The organism is Psychroflexus longus, assembly GCF_020164595.1.
Classification (GTDB): Bacteria; Bacteroidota; Bacteroidia; order Flavobacteriales; family Flavobacteriaceae; genus Psychroflexus; species Psychroflexus longus.
In genome coordinates this window covers 74889-92936 of record NZ_JAIQZE010000002.1, presented here as the reverse complement: position 1 = coordinate 92936, position 18048 = coordinate 74889, and the positions used below count along the sequence as shown (strand labels likewise).

Annotated in this window: 18 protein-coding genes; 8 read left to right on the top strand and 10 right to left on the bottom strand. The window is 37.1% G+C overall.

Annotation, left to right across the window (positions count from 1 at the left end; translation table 11 throughout):
* Window positions 1-37 precede the first annotated feature (37 nt).
* Window positions 38-514 carry a transcription elongation factor GreA gene (greA, locus tag LB452_RS03130; protein WP_224460265.1) on the top strand — a complete coding sequence of 159 codons (477 nt, stop codon included), beginning with the start codon at window positions 38-40 and terminating at the stop codon, window positions 512-514.
* A gap of 17 nt (window positions 515-531) precedes the next feature.
* Here greA and LB452_RS03125 read toward each other — a convergent pair whose 3' ends face one another.
* The 10 genes from LB452_RS03125 to LB452_RS03080 all read right to left on the bottom strand — a co-directional run bounded on the left by LB452_RS03125 (window position 532) and on the right by LB452_RS03080 (window position 8277).
* A complete protein-coding gene (locus tag LB452_RS03125) occupies window positions 532-1281 on the bottom strand; it encodes a GIN domain-containing protein (protein WP_224460264.1) in 750 nt (249 codons plus the stop codon).
* 121 nt (window positions 1282-1402) lie between these two features.
* Window positions 1403-2500, bottom strand: a complete 1098-nt coding sequence (locus tag LB452_RS03120; protein WP_224460263.1) for an acyloxyacyl hydrolase — start codon at window positions 2498-2500, stop codon at window positions 1403-1405.
* Window positions 2501-2705: 205 nt separating this feature from the next.
* Window positions 2706-3518: a purine-nucleoside phosphorylase gene (locus LB452_RS03115; RefSeq protein WP_224460262.1), complete on the bottom strand. Its 813-nt coding sequence runs from the start codon at window positions 3516-3518 to the stop codon at window positions 2706-2708.
* A gap of 3 nt (window positions 3519-3521) precedes the next feature.
* Complete coding sequence (locus tag LB452_RS03110; RefSeq protein ID WP_224460261.1) at window positions 3522-4145, bottom strand: TIGR04282 family arsenosugar biosynthesis glycosyltransferase; 624 nt, start codon at window positions 4143-4145, stop codon at window positions 3522-3524.
* Window positions 4145-4642, bottom strand: a complete 498-nt coding sequence (locus LB452_RS03105) for a rhodanese-like domain-containing protein (protein ID WP_224460260.1) — start codon at window positions 4640-4642, stop codon at window positions 4145-4147. Before LB452_RS03105 ends, LB452_RS03110 begins: the two co-directional genes overlap by 1 nt.
* Before the next feature lie 80 nt (window positions 4643-4722).
* Window positions 4723-5691 carry an arsenosugar biosynthesis arsenite methyltransferase ArsM gene (arsM, locus tag LB452_RS03100; RefSeq protein ID WP_224460259.1) on the bottom strand — a complete coding sequence of 323 codons (969 nt, stop codon included), beginning with the start codon at window positions 5689-5691 and terminating at the stop codon, window positions 4723-4725.
* A 19-nt stretch (window positions 5692-5710) separates the two neighbouring features.
* Window positions 5711-6763: an arsenosugar biosynthesis radical SAM (seleno)protein ArsS gene (gene arsS, locus LB452_RS03095; protein WP_224460258.1), complete on the bottom strand. Its 1053-nt coding sequence runs from the start codon at window positions 6761-6763 to the stop codon at window positions 5711-5713.
* Window positions 6764-6807: 44 nt separating this feature from the next.
* Window positions 6808-7143, bottom strand: a complete 336-nt coding sequence (locus LB452_RS03090; protein ID WP_224460257.1) for an arsenosugar biosynthesis-associated peroxidase-like protein — start codon at window positions 7141-7143, stop codon at window positions 6808-6810.
* A gap of 86 nt (window positions 7144-7229) precedes the next feature.
* Window positions 7230-7901 carry a DUF2064 domain-containing protein gene (locus LB452_RS03085; RefSeq protein WP_224460256.1) on the bottom strand — a complete coding sequence of 224 codons (672 nt, stop codon included), beginning with the start codon at window positions 7899-7901 and terminating at the stop codon, window positions 7230-7232.
* Between the two features lie 94 nt (window positions 7902-7995).
* Window positions 7996-8277, bottom strand: a complete 282-nt coding sequence (locus LB452_RS03080) for an SPOR domain-containing protein (RefSeq protein ID WP_224460255.1) — start codon at window positions 8275-8277, stop codon at window positions 7996-7998.
* Between the two features lie 299 nt (window positions 8278-8576).
* On the opposite strand from LB452_RS03080, the gene LB452_RS03075 reads away from it, so the two are divergent.
* Genes LB452_RS03075 through LB452_RS03045 form a run of 7 tightly spaced genes read left to right on the top strand, consistent with a single transcriptional unit; the run spans window position 8577 to window position 18033 of the window.
* Entirely contained in the window at window positions 8577-9902 is a 1326-nt protein-coding gene (locus tag LB452_RS03075) for a c-type cytochrome (protein WP_224460254.1), read from the top strand.
* Window positions 9903-9929: 27 nt separating this feature from the next.
* Window positions 9930-13004 carry a TAT-variant-translocated molybdopterin oxidoreductase gene (locus tag LB452_RS03070; protein ID WP_224460253.1) on the top strand — a complete coding sequence of 1025 codons (3075 nt, stop codon included), beginning with the start codon at window positions 9930-9932 and terminating at the stop codon, window positions 13002-13004.
* A gap of 32 nt (window positions 13005-13036) precedes the next feature.
* Complete coding sequence (nrfD, locus tag LB452_RS03065) at window positions 13037-14503, top strand: NrfD/PsrC family molybdoenzyme membrane anchor subunit (RefSeq protein ID WP_224460252.1); 1467 nt, start codon at window positions 13037-13039, stop codon at window positions 14501-14503.
* The gene (locus tag LB452_RS03060; protein ID WP_224460251.1) at window positions 14503-15030 is read left to right on the top strand and encodes a DUF3341 domain-containing protein; all 528 of its coding nucleotides are present in this window, start codon (window positions 14503-14505) and stop codon (window positions 15028-15030) included. The genes nrfD and LB452_RS03060 overlap by 1 nt, the downstream gene beginning before the upstream one ends.
* Before the next feature lie 4 nt (window positions 15031-15034).
* On the top strand, window positions 15035-15622 hold the full coding sequence (locus LB452_RS03055) for a c-type cytochrome (protein ID WP_224460250.1): 588 nt from the start codon (window positions 15035-15037) through the stop codon (window positions 15620-15622).
* Between the two features lie 29 nt (window positions 15623-15651).
* Complete coding sequence (locus LB452_RS03050; RefSeq protein WP_224460249.1) at window positions 15652-16962, top strand: quinol:cytochrome C oxidoreductase; 1311 nt, start codon at window positions 15652-15654, stop codon at window positions 16960-16962.
* Window positions 16963-16986: 24 nt separating this feature from the next.
* Window positions 16987-18033 carry a cytochrome c oxidase subunit II gene (locus tag LB452_RS03045; protein ID WP_224460248.1) on the top strand — a complete coding sequence of 349 codons (1047 nt, stop codon included), beginning with the start codon at window positions 16987-16989 and terminating at the stop codon, window positions 18031-18033.
* Window positions 18034-18048: the final 15 nt, after the last annotated feature.

Here is an 18048-nt window from a genome sequence, read left to right as displayed (position 1 = left end):
CGAGATTCTTTTTTTGTTATATATAAACGATAAGATTATGAGTAAAGTATCATACTATACAGAAGATGGTTTAAAAAAGCTAAGGTCAGAACTTGATCAATTGAGAGATGTACAACGGCCTAAGGCTTCCCAAGATATCGCAGATGCAAGAGATAAAGGTGATTTAAGCGAAAATGCTGAATATGATGCTGCCAAAGAAGCGCAAGGTATGTTGGAAATGCGCATTGCAAAACTTGAAGAGGTTGTTGCGAATGCCAGAGTGATCGATGAGTCTCAACTTGATACTACAAAAGTTTTAATCCACAGTAACGTGAGATTGAAAAACACCAAAATGAACAAAGAAATGACCTATAAGTTGGTTGCACAAAGTGAAGCTGATTTAAAGACAGGTAAAATTTCTGTAGATTCTCCTATAGGAAAAGGTTTGTTGGGTAAGAAAGCGGGGGATACTGCCGAAATAGAAGTCCCTAATGGAATACTGAACTTTGAAATTCTTGAAGTTTCCAGAGATTAATTTAAAAGTATATGAACTTATTCATAGATAAGTTTTCCCGTATAAAATTCTTCAACCTCCACTTTTGGAGGTTTTTTTGCGCTGATAAGGTTCCCTGTGGATCGAATTTCTCCTTTCAATGACTGGCTAGGATTTACAATGGCATTTCTGAAGGAGCGGTGAAAAAAAGTAATTTCTTGTGCCTCTAAATGCCTCGCCATAACTGTTCCTGAACCGGAAGCAGTATTAAAGTAAAACTGTTGGGTCCTTCCCGAAATCTCAAAATCGGATATGCCATTCCCCACCAGGTTTACCCTTCTATTATTGACTTTTATATTGAAGTCCCCAAGATTTAGTGCATCTGGCTCATTAAAATTTTCTGATATCAATGTAAGTTTTTCGAATTCTAAAGTATTGGTGCTTAACACTTTGAATTGTGAAGAATTCCTCACATAAGTTAGTTTTGAATTTTTTAATTTTAATACAATAGGGGCTTTAGAAAAACCAGTGGTACAAAGTCCGTTAACTTTGAATTCATACTCACTACCATTTTGAATGATTTTTAATCGATCCAAATGATTTTTTCCTCCTTCAGCCACAAGACTTTCTTCAGAACTATAAGTGATTTCCAGCCTAATATTTTCTCTGATGGTGATGCTCTCCAAATCTGAAATATTTAAATCACGTGTTTCAGCTGCACCACTTCCTCGCAAACAATCTTGCGTTGAATCAGCGTCACAAGCCATGAGCGCTAAAACTAAAAGTAGGATAATAGTAATTTTTTTCATAGTTCAGATCAAATGTAACTCAACTGGGTTTTATGACTAGCGTAGTTCTCAACTAAAAATGCCCTCACGTTTAAGACTTGTACACTTTGCGGAGAACTTAGCGACCTTAGCGTGTAAACTTTCATAAGCGTAGACCTATACCATATTCTATAGCTTCAGCTTTAGAATAATGCGATTTAAGCATGAGCGAGACATAAAACTTATCGGTGATGTAACGACGTAAACCCACTCTGATGTATTCTCTATCCAGGTATTCGATGGGGTAATACACATAATATCCCACTTGCGAAATAACGCTCCACTGTCCAAGATATAATTCATGACCCAAAAACAAGCCAACTCGTCTCCAGTCTTCATCTCCCTGAAACTGATCTTCTTCTGGAAACGCTGATGCTCGGTATTGAATAAAGGTTTTGACGGAGGGTGTAAAAAAAGCATCTAGTCCTAAGTTTAATCTACTACGGTGAGAAAGGCGTTTGTTGACAGAAGTCGTAAGCGTTAAAAATGCTTCGTTTGCTTCTCCCCAAATGCCGCTGTCATTGGCTCCTGATGCGGCAATAATATCCCAAGACCAAGACGTAGAAACGGGTTCCAAAATTGATGTTTTATAGGCTCTTTCCGCTTCTGAGAGCTTGTAGCTTAAGCCGGCTTGTAAGCCGTAATTGTTTGTACTCGTGTTAGGCGACTTGGTTTTCCCATTGGAGTAATGCACCAGAAACCCACCAAATTTAAGGTCCAAAGGCAAATCAAAAATATTCTCAAAGCGATATTCGAGGCCAAAGATTATGGAAGCCGTTAGTGCGGAGCCGTAAGCCGTATTTTTAGGATTGGTTTCGGGATCGTAAGTGTTGGGAATGTAGCCAGCACCAAGACCAGCTTTAAGACTCAATTTTCGCTCCCAGAAAAAGAATCTGTATTCTCCGTGTAAACTATAAACTCTCCCCAATTCCGGCGAACCCATATCCTGAATTAAAAGGGAAGCCCCATAACTTGGGTAATTGTACAGTTGTTGCCAGTCTTTGTCGCCGTATGTCTTGCGCTCCCAGGAAAACAGTATTCCATGGGTTGGCCCTTGGATAAGATGCAAGATTTGAGGACTATGCCTCATAATTCTACCGTAGAGGTAATCGGCATGAAAGACATCTGATCTTTTTTTCTGGGCTAAGCCACAAATGCTCAACAATAAAATACTGAGACTGATAAAGCACTTGGAGATCATTACTATTAAATTGGTTGCTGCAAACTTAAAACTTTATTGATCAATCAAACTTAAAATTTGCGTTAGGGATTGAAGTGGAAAGCCCGCACTGTGGTTTTGGAATAGAGATGTAACTATAAAAAAGCGACTGCAAAGAAGCTTTTTTTATAGCTTTAAAACTCTCCAAAACCACAGGTGGACTTGTAGCGAAAAGCCCGAAAACGCCCTACATATTTTTTATAAGGCTTTTAAAAAGCTGTACGAGTTTGGGTTCTGCTTTACTGGCCACAGCGATGATTTCTTCGACATTCACAGGTTGTAAATTATCGGGATCACACTCGTCGGTTAAAACCGAAATGGCCGAAACTGGCAACTTTAGGTGATTGGCAACGATAACTTCTGGCACTGTGCTCATTCCCACTGCATCTGCTCCAATGATGCCGAGATAGCGATATTCCGCGCGAGTTTCCAATTGAGGTCCCACAACAGAAGCGTAGACGCCTTCGTGAAGGGTGATATCATGTTCTTTCGCTATGGCTTTGAATTGTGTATTCATCTCATTATCGTAAGGCGCCAACATGTCGACAAAACGCTCGCCAAATTGTGAAACGCCTTTGAAGGCTAATGGTGAGCCACCCTGCAGATTGATGTGGTCATCGATAAGCATCAAATCGCCTTTTTTGTATGTTTTGTTGATCCCGCCAGCGGCATTGGACACCAAAAGTTTCTGGATGCCTAATTCCTTCATGATCCTCACCGGGTAGGTAATGTCTTGTAGGGAGTAGCCTTCGTAAAAGTGGAAACGGCCCTGCATTACAACTACTTTTTTGCCACCCAAGCTGCCAAAAATAAATTTACCCTGGTGAAATTCCACCGTGGCTGTCGGGAAGTGTGGGATGTGGTTGTAACTTATTTCTTTTTCAATATCTATTTGGTCAATCAGTTTTCCAAGGCCAGTGCCGAGAATGATCCCGATTTCAGGATTTTCAAATCCTTTTTTTTCAAGGTAGCTTACAGTTTTTTCTAGTCTGTCTTTCATAAGTTATGTTAGTTTTTTTAAAATCCGATGTGGTATTAAACGATGAAATTCCGGATGTTTCACCAAATCTTCTACAATGTCAATATCGGTTTTGGTTTCCAGAAGCCTGATGTTTTGATTCTTTAAATCTTTCAGAGTTTGCTCAAGGACGGTTTCGGTACTCCAGGCTTTTTCTAAAAAGGCTTCTTTATATAATGCAGACATACCCATCAGATAATAACCGCCATCGTTGGCAGGTCCAAAAACCAGATCATTTTGTTCTAATTTTTGAAAAGCCTTATCGAGATCTGAGGCTTCCAGTTCAAATAAATCACTGCCAACAATACAAATTTTAGAATAACCTTGAGCAAAACCCCACTCAAAAGCAGCTTGCATTTTTTCGCCAAGATGACCACCGCTCTGTACTAGTTTATGAAATAGAGAATCGTCCCAGAAGTCATTTTTTTGAATTTCTTTTGAATAAAATATTGCCCGACTGGCGCTAACGTTGCTGATTGTTTTAGCCGTGTGTTTGATCAATTCTTTGTAAACCTCTAAAGCTTTTTCATTCCCAATGCTTTTGGCCAAACGTGTTTTACACTTTCCAAGTTCAGGATTCTTTGCAAAAACTATAACCAACCTATCCATTAATATACTTTTTGCCCTTTTTCTAAGTAATTACCCCAAAATCTGTCGTAGGCATGAACTTTACTGGTTAGTTTTCCCTCGTGACCGTAGACTTTTTGATCGTTATTTACCCAATCAAAAATTCCGCCGTAGAGGTTGAAAACGTTTTTATATCCTGCTTTTTGTAGGCGTTCTCCAATATCTTCCGAACGTACACCAATCGAACAATAGACCACAATGGTATCTTTGGTATTGATTTTATCTACTATTGATTTTAATTTAAAATCATCATATCCAGCATAAACGGCATCTTGAATATGACTTATACTATATTCTGAAGCTTCTCTCGTGTCTAAAAGTTTGATGTTGGCGTTTGAATTTTTCAGCTGTATCAAGTCTTCTACACTAATGTACTCTACTGAATTAGAATTGTATTCCTTGATGGCATCGTCCATTTTGCTTTGAGCAAAACCAATTAACGGAGATACAATTAAAAATAAACTAAATTTTAAATTCATGATAATCAGCTTCAGAAGCCTATTTTATTTCAACAAAGGTAGAGACTCGTTTTTAGTAAAACCTAAATTTATTGGTTTCTTTAGCAACATCCACCACCATCGTAATGAAAGGTGGATTCGCTTATGTAGATATCATCTCTTTTCAATTTTGATAAAGCCGCAGCTGTTTTATCACAAATAGAAAGGGGTTGATTTTTAAGCAAGATGTGTCCATTATCATCATCAAATAACGGCTCATCTCCATAGTAAATAGCTGCTTTCCCTGTAAAAATGCAAGGTCCATCTTCTGGCATTGGATCTTTGATGGCAGCAATTTCTACAGATTCAATATAAATCAATTCCTCGGTTGGATAGTGTTTAGGGTCCAGTATGCGGTATGGCTTTTTTGCTCTTATTTCGATAGTACCAAAGCCAACATCGGTAAGTGCTTTGACATAGTCTGCCAATGGCAAACTTCCGCTTAGGCACAAGGCTCTCAACCTGTCATCGTTTCTTAAAGTCTCATTCATATCCTGCTCACAAATGGGATCACTCATCACCAGTTTGCCGTTGGGCTTTAGTACGCGGTACATTTCTTTAATAGCTTTTTTAAGTTCTTCGGCTTTAAAAATGTTGAAGAGGCAGTTTTGTGCAGCTACATCAATGCTATTATCCGCGACTGGTAAATTGAGCGCATCGCCTTTTTTCAAATCCACAAAATCACTTTCGAACCATGGATTGACTTTTTCAGCTTCTTTGAAGTTCTTTCTGGAAGCCTCCAGCATTTCATCGACCATGTCAACACCGATGACGCCATCTTTTTGGCGATTGAAATACGCAAACTGCAATAATTCCATACCACCACCAACGCCCACATAAAGCATTTTTGGATTATTGGATAAGTCTCTTGCATGAACAGTGCTTCCACAGCCATAGTTCATTTCCTGCATGATTTTAGGAATCTTCAATCCAGGCAATTCCCATACAGGATTGGTTGTGCAACATAAGCCCACATCTGGGGTAAGTGCTGCGTCTTTATAGACATTGTAAGTTGTTTCTAAGTAACTCATTTTCTTTTTAATTTGTTTGTTATACAACACTTCCCTGGCAAGAACTGCCTGCGCCAGCAGTACACCCGTAGCAATGCTGTGAAACACAAATGGATCTATTCTGAAGTTGCTCTTCGTTGTAATCTTTGATGTGTTGTACAGGACTATTAACTCTCATTTCCAGCATTTGATTGAAATCGCAATCGTACAGCCAGCCGTCCCAACTTATGGAAAGTGTATTTCTACACATCACATTCTTAACCGCTGCAGGATTGTAGGCATCTACAAGTTTATACATATAGTCTTCGTAATTATCTGAAGCTATTAGGTAATCTAAATATCTTGAAATCGGTAAATTGGTGATGGTAAACAAACTATTAAATTGAATGTCGAAATCTTCTTTTAAAGCTTTTTTGAAGTCTTGTTCCAAAGCTTCCTGATTGGAAGGTAGAAATGCCCCCGAGGGATTATAAACCAGATCCAATTGTAAAGGCGAGTCAGGCATTCCATAACTGATGGCATTCAAATCTTGCAAGGCTTTTATCGATTTGTCAAAAACGCCACTTCCGCGTTGTTTGTCCGTTTTGCCTTTGGTCCAGTGTGGCATTGAACTGACGACATGGACATTATGTTTTTTAAAAAACTCAGGTAAGTCGAAGTACTTTTTATTGGCTCTTATGATGGTAAGATTGGATCTCACAATAAAATCTTTCACTCCCAGTTTAGCGGCTTCCTCTACAAACCATCTAAAGTTAGGGTTCATTTCTGGAGCACCACCCGTCAGGTCAAGCGTATGAGCTTTGGTAGTTTTGATGACCTCGAGACATTGCTGCATGGTTTCTTTGGTCATAATTTCCTTTCGGTCTGGACCAGCATCCACATGGCAATGTTCACAAACTTGGTTGCACATATATCCAAGATTGAGTTGTAAAATTTCCAAGGCTTTGGGTTTAAGTGGAAAATCGTCAATCTTTTCCAATTGATGCCTAAAGGTTGGAAGCTCATCTTTAAAAATCCCATTAGACAGGTATTTAAGTTGCTCTTCTGCTTTAGCCATCAACTTTTTTCTTGCTAGAAGTGATTTAGTTGCCATTTCAGTATTTTTAAAATTTGAAGTTGAGAGTTCTGCATTTAACTTTAATGACTCAACTTGTCGTATTTTTTCATCATTTGAGTAGCATGAACCAGGGTAGCGCCAGACTCAATAGCTGCTCCTGTGTGCACAGCCTCCATCATTTCTTCTTTTGTGATACCGCGTTGTAATCCATCTTGTGTATAAGCGTCTATGCAATAAGGGCATTTCACCACATGCGAAACGGCCAATGCAATCAGTGATTTTTCACGTTCGGAAAGCGCTCCTTTTTCAAAAACCTTTCCATAGTAGTCAAAGAATTTTGTACCTAGTTCTTCGCTCCATTCTGTAATTTTTGGAAATTTTCTTAGGTCTTTTGGATCATAATAGGAATCTGCCATATACAATAAGTTTTTAAGGGTGCTTACCCTATGGTTTAAATAATTTTGAATAAGATAGAGATAGTGTTGATTTAAATAACTTTGTTCTAAACCGACGGAGGTGCTTTGTTGAAATAGACGCCAGTAACACCTTCTTTTACAAACAAAGTAGGGTCTTGAAAATGAATATTGAAGAATTTGAGTATTCTTTTTAATATCAATATAACATCAGTGTAAAGTTGCTTTGAGAAATCAAGTAAACTTAGGAAGTCACTTTGATTGTCAACATCTTTAAAAATTGATAGAAAATCTATTTCAACTTTAGGCTTTAGTGATTTTACCAACTCATTACTTACTTTATGTGAATTCCATGATAAGTTGATAAATTCGGAATATTTGAAGTGCTTTTTTTGGATACCCAATAAATAAAATCCACCATCAAAACATCTTCCCAGAGAAGCATTTCCAGACTCGAGAGATTTTATGCTAGACTGAAGATGATTAAATTTTAATTGTGGACAATCATTTCCAATTATGATTAGACTATCGTAACCTTTTGAAAATACTGAAGCGATGGAATGGCAGAACCGTTCACCAAAATTTTTTCCTTTTTGATGCTTTTCGCCAAACCAAATGACATCAAGTCCTGTTTTTGCACATAAGGCTTCAAGTCTTTTTTTTTGACTTTCAAAAAAACTATGGTTACCATTAAATTTTTTGACAGAGCATTCGGCAAGTGTCGATCTTGAAAAAATTAATATGCCTGTTTTATTTTCCATAGTCGTCTAGCCTTCAATACGAATTAAACCTTATGAGGATATATTAAATTTTATATTCGATGTATTAACTCTATTCTGAAATTTAAGATTCAGATTATTTTCCAGGTCGAATGATAAGCGTATTTGGGTATTCAGATTTTATTTTATCATAAGCTCTATCGGCCTGGATTCTGTTTCTGTAGTTTCCAACCCAGACTTTATAATTTGGAGTTTGATAAATTATTTTTGAATCTATGTCAAATTCTAAAGTCTCGAATTTAGCTTTGGTGTCCTTGGCATCGTCTATAGAACCTGAAAATATTTGTAATTTATAAGAGCTTTTTAACTCGTTGTTAGATTCTAATTGATGCTTTTCTTTAATTAATTTTTTTACCATGTTTAGTTCAGTAGCGTTTAATTTATCTTGTGCAACACATAGATTTACTGAAAAATAAAAAACAACTAATAAACAGGTAAAAACTTTATTTTTTAACATCTCATTGGTTTTAAAGCAAATGTACAGTTTAACGCAAAATAAAGCATTTAAATTCCAATTTAGAAAGATTATAAATTGCCATTTAACATATGTAGGTATTCCAGAAACGTCTTTTAAGTATTACTTTTGTAGTCAGTTTTTTTGGTGCTTAAACCTATATTTTTACGGGCATCACATTCAAAAAGATTAATAAAATACATATGAGAAAGACGATGGAACGCCCATTAAATTTGAAACATTTCTTCTTAATGTTTCTTTTGCTTTTCACCTTTACAACATTTGCACAAGACGAAGAAGAAGGAGGATACGGCGATTATGTGCCTGAAGTAGTTGCGAATGCTGATGATGCTAAAGGAAAAGAGTTATTCAATTCTCTTTGTGCAGCTTGTCATAAGCGTTACAAAAATGCAACTGGACCTGCATTACACAAGGTTACAGATCGAAGAGAAATGGATTGGTTGTACAAATGGATTGTCAATAGCCAGGAGTTGATAAAATCTGGAGATTCACAAGCTGTTCAATTGTATGAGGAATGGAATAAAGTAGCTATGAATGCTTACCCACAGCTGGGTGAAGAAGATATCAATAACATATTAGCTTATGTTGAAATGCCTAAACCAGAGCCTAAAGTCGATGTAGCTGCTGCTCCAGCTGCAGATGCACAAGGTGGTGGTGGTATTTCTACTGAAATAGTACTCGGGTTACTTGCAGTGGTCTTGCTTGTACTTTCAGTTATCTTATATCTTGTCAATAAAACTTTAAATCGTTTTGCTGAGGTTAATGGAATTCCTGTAAGAGCTGATAAGCCTAAGGGAAAACCAATTTGGGTAGCATTTGCAGAGAATCAATTTTTAGTTCTTGTGGCAGTGGTGTTTTTATTGCTGGCAGTAGCCTGGGGTGGATATGGATTTTTAATGCAAGTTGGTGTTGATCAAGGTTATGCGCCAATTCAGCCGATACATTACTCTCATAGAATACATGCTGGTGAAAACCAAATCGAATGTAAATATTGTCACTCTTCCGCAAGAGTATCTAAACACTCAGGTATTCCTTCTTTGAATGTTTGTATGAATTGTCACAAGCAGATTGCTGAAGTCGCGCCAGAAACTCAAGCTGAGGGTGAAAAAGAATATGGGGTCGATTACAACGCTGAAATCCAAAAGCTTTACGAAGCTACGGGCTGGGATACTTCCACTCAATCTTTTACTGGAGACACCAAGCCTGTGAAATGGATTCGTATACATAATCTTCCGGATTTTGCTTACTTCAACCATGCACAACACGTAACTGTTGGCCAAATTGATTGCCAAACCTGTCACGGTCCGGTTGAAACTTACGAAATTCAAAAACAATACGCGCCTTTAACTATGGGCTGGTGTATCAATTGTCACCGAGAAACCAACATTAAGGTTGAAGGTAACGCCTACTACGAAAAAATACATGAAGAGCTTTCTAAAAAGTACGATGTTGATCAGTTAACCGCTGCAGAAATGGGTGGTCTGGAATGTGGGAAGTGTCATTATTAATATCAATAAAGAAAATTAAAGTTTAATATGTCATCAGAAAAAAAATATTGGAAAAGTGCTGAACAACTTGAGGAAAACAGCCCTCTTGTAGAAGCGCTTGAACAAAATGAATTTGCAGAACATATTCCTGCAGATGAGTTTTTAGGTGATAAGGAAAAGCTGGAGAGTTCTCAAACATCGCGTAGAGACTTTCTTAAGTATGTCGGGTTTAGCACGGCAGCCGCATCTTTAGCGGCTTGTGAAGGTCCGGTTATTAAGTCGATTCCTTACGTTGTTCAGCCAGAACGAATTGTTCCTGGTGTTGCGGATTATTATGCGACAACCATTGCCGACGGCTTTGATTTTGCAAGTATCCTTGTGAAAACCAGAGAAGGTCGACCTATCAAAATTGAAACCAATAAAGAATCTAATGGGCTTTCTGCTGGTAAAGCTAGAGTTCATGCATCTGTACTAGATTTATATGATATAAAGCGTCTTCAAAATCCTCAAATTGAGAATAGAGATGTAACATGGACTGAATTCTTTTCTTCTCTTGAAACAGAACTAAAAGCTAATTCTGATAAAAAGACTTATCTGTTAACTAAGACCTTTGCTTCTCCATCTACTGAGAAACTTATTAAAGAATTTCAGGAAAAGTATCCGAATGTGGAGCACGTTATATATGATACGGTTTCTGACGAAGCAGCTTTAAATGCATTTGAAGCTAAATATGGATACAGAGCTTTACCTAATTATGATTTCTCAAAATCAGAAATGATTGTATCTGTTGGTGCTGATTTCCTTGGAGACTGGCAGGGAGGTGCTTTTGATTCCGGCTACAGCAAGAGCAGAGTCCCTAAAAATGGTAAAATGTCTCGCCACGTTCAATTCGAAGCAAACATGACTTTGAGTGGAGCCAACGCAGATAAAAGAGTTCCTGTTAAGCCTTCTCTGCAGAAGCAAATTGTGGTTGAAGTTTATAACCAGATTGTTGGTAGAGTTGCTTCAACAAACTTGAGTGATGCCTTACAAAGCCACGTTGACAACGCAATTACTCAATTGAAATCTAAGCCTTCTGGAGCTATTTTTGTTACTGGATTAGATTCAGTCGAAGCACAGTCAATGGCTTTAGAAATCAACGAAAAACTATCCAGTCAGGTTTTCAATATTGAAAATCCTCGTCTAATTCGTCAAGGCAAAAATTCTGAAATTCAGACTATGATTTCAGAAATTAATGCAGGTAATGTTGGAAGTGTTATGGTAGCCGGTGTGAATCCTGTTTATTCTCTTCCTAATGCTGATGATTTTGTTTCAGCTTTAGAAAACGTAGATACTACAGTGAGTTTTTCAATGAAGAAAGACGAAACTGCTAAACTTTGTAAATTTATTGCGGCAACCCCACATTACCTTGAATCATGGGGAGATGTTAGAGTTACTAAGAATGACTTTAGCTTGATGCAGCCTACAATAAAACCGTTATTCAATACAAAGCAATTTGAGGATTGTTTGTTGAAACTGAATAACAGTTCATTTAAATACTATGAATACGTAAAAGATAATTTCAAGTCTACATTTGAAGGCATATCCTGGAATCAATCACTTCATGATGGTAGTTTCGTTTACGACATGGATTTATCAAAAGTAGAAGAAACTTCGACTATTGATATTTCAGCCGGAGCTAAAAAACTTCTTTCAAAGAGTGATTCAGAAGGATTTGAATTGACTTTATATACTAAAACATCTATGGGTGACGGTCGTCAGGCTAATAATCCATGGTTGCAAGAGATGCCAGATCCCATAACTAGAACTTCTTGGGACAATTATGTAACAATGTCTAAGTATGATGCTGAAAGCTTAAGTCTTGTAAATACCAATGTTGCTAATGGTGCTTTGAACGGTAATTACGTTACAGTTGCTATCGGTGATAAAAAACTAGCTAAACTACCTGTGATTATTCAGCCAGGACAAGCTCCAGGTTCAATAGGTGTTGCATTAGGATATGGTAAAACAGAATCCATACAAGAAGAAATGCAGGTTGGCGTAAATGCTTATCCTTTATATCAAAACTTTGATGTCAATCAAACTGTAAAAGTTGATAAAGTAGATGGTGTTCATGAGTTTGCTTGTGTCCAGTTGCACCATACAATGATGGGTAGAAAAGATATCGTAAAGGAAACTTCCTTAGAGATATTCAATACTAAAGATAAAAAACACTGGAATGCTGTTCCTGAAGTTTCTCTGAATCACCAAGAAGTTGAAGTAACGAGTCCAGATGTTGACTTGTGGGATGAATTTGATAGATCTATTGGTCATCATTTTAATCTATCGATCGACTTAAACGCCTGTACTGGTTGCGGCGCATGTGTTATTGCTTGTCACAGTGAGAACAACGTCCCTGTAGTCGGTAAGGATGAAATCCGCAAGAGTAGGGATATGCACTGGTTAAGAATAGATAGATACTATTCTTCTGAAGATACGATCCAGGGTGATTATGACAAGAAAAATGATATTTCTGGATTGAGCAGTGCTATTGGTACTTATGGAGATCTTGAAGTGGCTTCAGCAGAAGATGTGCAGGTTATTTTTCAGCCTGTAATGTGTCAGCACTGTAACCATGCTCCTTGTGAGACTGTTTGTCCTGTTGCAGCATCTGCTCACGGACGTCAAGGTCAAAACCACATGACTTACAATCGTTGTGTCGGTACAAGATACTGTGCTAACAACTGTCCTTATAAAGTAAGACGTTTCAACTGGTTCTTGTATAATCAAAATGATGAGTTTGATTACCACATGAATAATGATCTTGGTCGTATGGTATTAAACCCAGATGTGACTGTAAGATCACGTGGTGTCATGGAGAAATGTTCTATGTGTATACAAATGACACAAAAAACTATACTTGACGCTAAGCGAGAAGGAAGGGTTATTGAAGATGGAGAATTCCAAACTGCCTGTTCTGCAGCTTGTGACAATGGCGCAATGGTATTTGGAGATATTAATGATAAAGAAAGTGTTGTGTATAAAAAGACTCAGGATGATAGAATGTATCATCTTCTAGAGTATTTAGGTACCAAGCCAAATGTCATGTACCATACTAAAGTTAGAAACACAACAGAAGCTTAATCAACTAATTAGGAACAAATTTATATTAAATTATGTCTCATTACGAATCGCCTATTAGAAAACCCTTAGTTACAGGAGATAAGTCTTACCATGATGTTACATTGGATGTGGTAAGATCTGTTGAAGGGCAGGCAAATAAATCATGGTGGGTTGCTTTCTCAATTGCACTCATCGCCTTTTTATGGGGCTTAGGCTGTATAGTCTACACTGTCTCCGAAGGTATTGGTACTTGGGGTCTCAACAAGACTATTGGTTGGGCTTGGGATATTACTAACTTCGTATGGTGGGTAGGTATTGGCCACGCAGGAACACTTATCTCGGCAGTACTCTTGCTTTTCAGACAAAAGTGGAGAATGGCCATAAACAGATCTGCTGAAGCAATGACTATTTTTGCCGTAGTACAAGCTGGCTTGTTCCCAATTATTCACATGGGTCGTCCATGGTTAGCTTATTGGGTTCTTCCTATTCCAAACCAATACGGATCCTTGTGGGTAAACTTCAATTCTCCTTTACTTTGGGATGTATTTGCAATTTCAACTTATTTATCGGTTTCTTTAGTATTCTGGTGGACAGGTTTACTGCCCGATTTTGCGATGATTAGAGACAGAGCTGTAAAGCCATTCCAAAAGCATATTTATGGAATACTTGCTTTTGGATGGAGTGGTAGAGCGAAAGACTGGCAACGTTTCGAGGAAGTTTCTCTTGTACTAGCTGGTTTGGCAACACCTCTTGTTTTGTCAGTTCACACTATTGTATCCTTTGACTTTGCTACTTCTGTAATCCCGGGGTGGCACACCACTATATTTCCTCCCTATTTTGTTGCGGGAGCTGTATTTTCAGGGTTTGCAATGGTGAATACGCTTCTTATTATTATGAGAAAAGTATCCAACCTAGAAAATTATATTACCATTCAGCATATTGAGTTGATGAATATAGTCATTATGATTACCGGTTCTATTGTGGGTGTTGCTTACATTACAGAATTATTCATGGCTTGGTACTCCGGAGTAGAATACGAACAGTATGCTTTCCTTAACAGGGCAACAGGTCCTTATGCCTGGGCTTACTGGTCAATGATGACTTGTAATGTGTTTTCTCCACAACTTATGTGGTTTCCAAAGTTGAGAAGAAGCATTATGTTCTCATTCTTTATATCTATCGTAGTAAACATTGGTATGTGGTTTGAGCGTTTTGTAATTATTGTGACATCATTGCATAGAGATTATATGCCATCTGCCTGGACAATGTTTTCCCCAACCTTTGTTGATATTGGTATTTTTGTTGGAACCATTGGATTTTTCTTTGTATTATTTTTACTATACTCAAGAACATTTCCTGTGATTGCACAAGCAGAAGTGAAGTCCATTTTAAAATCTTCAGGAGAAAAATATAAAAAGATAAGGGCTGAAAAGGGGGATGATGCGAAGTTGTATAATGAACCAGAACAAGAACCTTTACCAGACTTTTCAGCACAGTTTAATTCAAAATCAAACTCATAATGGCATCAAAATCTTTACATGCGATTTTTACAGACGATGATATATTGATGCAGGCCGTTAAAGCTTTGCGTGAGAAAAAATACAATATCAATGAGGTCTTTTGTCCGTTTCCTGTACACGGTCTGGACAAAGCTATGGGGCTATCTCATACACGTCTGGCGATTACCTCATTCCTATACGGGTTAGTCGGTTTGGCTATAGCTACCTGGATGATGAATTTTATTATGATAGAAGACTGGCCTCAAAACATTGGTGGTAAGCCAAGTTTCAGTTATATAGAAAACATGCCTGCCTTTGTACCTATTATGTTTGAAATGACAGTATTTTTTGCTGCACACCTTATGGTTATTACTTTTTATATGAGAAGTAAATTATGGCCTTTTAAAAAATCTGAAAACCCTGATGTAAGAACTACAGACGATAAATTTTTGATGGAAATTTCAGTAAACGAAAATAATGTGCAAGCTATTGCTGAAGTTTTACATAAGAACGGAGCTTCTGAAATTAAATTAATTGATAATAAATAAGTTTATGAAAAGTTTGATTACTATATTACTTATAGTTTTTTCCTTAGCTTTTATCTCTTGTTCTGATAAAACGGAGCGTAACTATCAGTACTTTCCAAACATGTACGTATCTGTACCTTACGATACCTATGGAGAATATGAGATATTTCCAAATGAGCAGGAAGCGTTGACTGTTGTAGAGGGTTCAATATCCCGTGGTTTTACCCCATACGAATATGAAGATAATGCAGAGGGTTATGCAAAAGCGAAGGAAGAATTAAAAAATGAAGTTCCTTACACAGAAGAAAACCTAGCTAAAGGAAAAGAACTTTATAACATCTACTGTGCTACATGCCACGGTGAAAATGGTAATGGTAAAGGTTATTTGGTACAAAGAGAAAAAATTCTTGGTGTTCCTAGTTATGATGATCAGGGTAGAGCAATTACAGAAGGTAGTGTTTATCATGTGATGTGGCATGGTATAAATACTATGGGCTCTTATGCATCACAAATGAACAATGAAGAGCTATGGCTTGTTGACCATTATGTCATGAAGTTGAAAGCTGAATTGGAAGGTAAAGAGCCAAGGGAATTTGAAACAGAATCAGAATAAAACTAATTATAATACATAGCTGAGATATTATGTACACAATGTCAAGTAAAATAAAATCATTCTCTTTAATCCTTATTGTTTTAGGGGCTATTGGTTTGGCTTACAGTTTCATAGATGCTCCATCTTCTGTAGAAGAGGTTAAAGAAATGCTACATTCAGACGGTGCGTCTCACGAAGGTGAAAGTGTCGCCATGGAAGCTAATTCTTCATCTAATTCTGATGCACACGGTGAGGATGAGCATGCTGAACACATTTATCACCAACTACAAAATAAACCATGGGCTGCAATTTATGTTCCTGCTTTATTCTTATTTCTAATTTCACTCGGTGTTTTTGTATTCTACGCATTACAAAATGCATCGCAATCAGGGTGGTCTCCGGTACTGTTTAGAGTTATGGAAGGTATTTCTTCCTACTTAGTTCCAGGAGGTATCATTGTATATTTACTTTTAATACTTTCAAGTTTACATCTAAATCATTTATTTGTGTGGATGGACCCTGAAGTTGTCGCTCACGATGAAATCATTCAGAATAAGGTAGCTTATTTAAATACGCCCTTTTTCTTAATTAGAGCTTTTATATATTTAGCTGGATGGATATTGTTTTCTAAACTGATTATCAAGAATTCTAGAAAAATGGATGAAGGTTTTGACTTGAGGCTTCACAAGCGTAATTTCAAGCTTTCGGCTGGTTTTTTGGTGTTTTTCATCGTAACAGAATCTATGATGTCTTGGGACTGGATCATGAGTATTGATACTCACTGGTTTAGTACTTTGTTTGGATGGTTTGTGTTAGCCAGTATTTTAGTTTCAGCAGTAACCACTATAGCGATAGTAACTATTTACTTAAAAGGAAAAGGCTATCTAGAGCATGTCAACAATAGTCATATCCATGATTTAGGTAAATTCATGATGGGCTTTTCAATATTCTGGGCTTACCTATGGTTTTCTCAATTTCTCTTGATATGGTATTCAAATATCCCAGAGGAGGTTACTTATTACGCACAAAGGCTAGAAGATTATCCTGTATTGTTCTTCGGTACTGTTATTTTGAATTGGGTATTACCAATGCTTATTCTTATCAATTCAGATTTCAAGAGAATTAATTGGATAATCGTTTTTGCTGGGGTTATAATCCTTTTGGGACATTACCTTAACTTTTTCGTTATGATTATGCCAGGTACAGTTGGAGAATCCTGGACGATCGGTATTCCTGAAATTAGTTCAATATTACTGGTATTAGGAGTATTTATATTTACTGTTTTCAAAGCATTAGCGAAAGCTCCGCTGACAATACAACACGGTGCTTTTTTAGAAGAAAGCAAACATTTCCATTATTAAAACTATTTAAAAGAAAGATAGAAGATGACCGCATTACTTATCATATTAGTCGCCGCCTTACTAGGGATTACGATTTGGCAGATTTCAAAAATCTTCAAATTATCTCAGCCCATTGAAAGCGATGATTCACAAATAGCCACTAATGAAGACAACCAAAAGCAAGGAAAAATATTTCTGGCTTTTACGGTTTTTCTTTATGGCTTAATGATCTATTCGTTTTGGAGTTTAAGTAAATTTTACGCTCCCGGTGCTTCTTCTCATGCAGAAGATTATGACCAATTATTTTTCATTTCTCTTGGACTTATCATGTTCGTACAAGTGATTATACAGTTTTTGATTCACTGGTTCGCTTACAAATACAGAGGTAAAAAAGGTCAGAAAGCCCTCTTCTATGCGGATAACGACAAGCTTGAATTTATTTGGACTATCATACCTGTTATAACTCTTGCAGCCTTGATTATTTATGGCTTATTCAGTTGGTCGGAAATCATGAATGTTCAGGAAACAGATGATACGCTTGTTGTAGAAATTTATGCTTACCAATTTGACTGGAGAGCTAGATATTCTGGTGAAGATGGAACACTTGGAGAAGCAAACGTTAGATTTATAGAAGGTATAAATCAATTAGGACTTAATGAGTCCGATCCTTACTCACAAGATGACATAATTACCACAGAGCTTCACCTGCCAGTAGATAGACAAGTCCTTTTCAAATTTAGATCTCAGGACGTTTTGCACTCTGCCTATTTCCCTTTCTTTAGATCACAAATGAACGTTGTGCCTGGTATGACAACCCAGTTTGGTTTCACCCCTACAACAACTTCTAAAGAAATCCGAAATAGCGAATACATGGTTGAAAAAGTTAAAAATATCAACGAAATTCGTCAAAATAATGACAATCTAGGTCCAGATGAAAAGGACTATGAATTTGAATATTATTTATTGTGTAACAAGATTTGTGGTGTATCTCACTACAACATGCAAATGAAAATTGTTGTCGAAACAGAAGAAGAGTATCAGAAATGGATTTCGGAACAACAAACATTTGGAGAATTAACAGCCCAAAATTAATTATAAAATTAAACA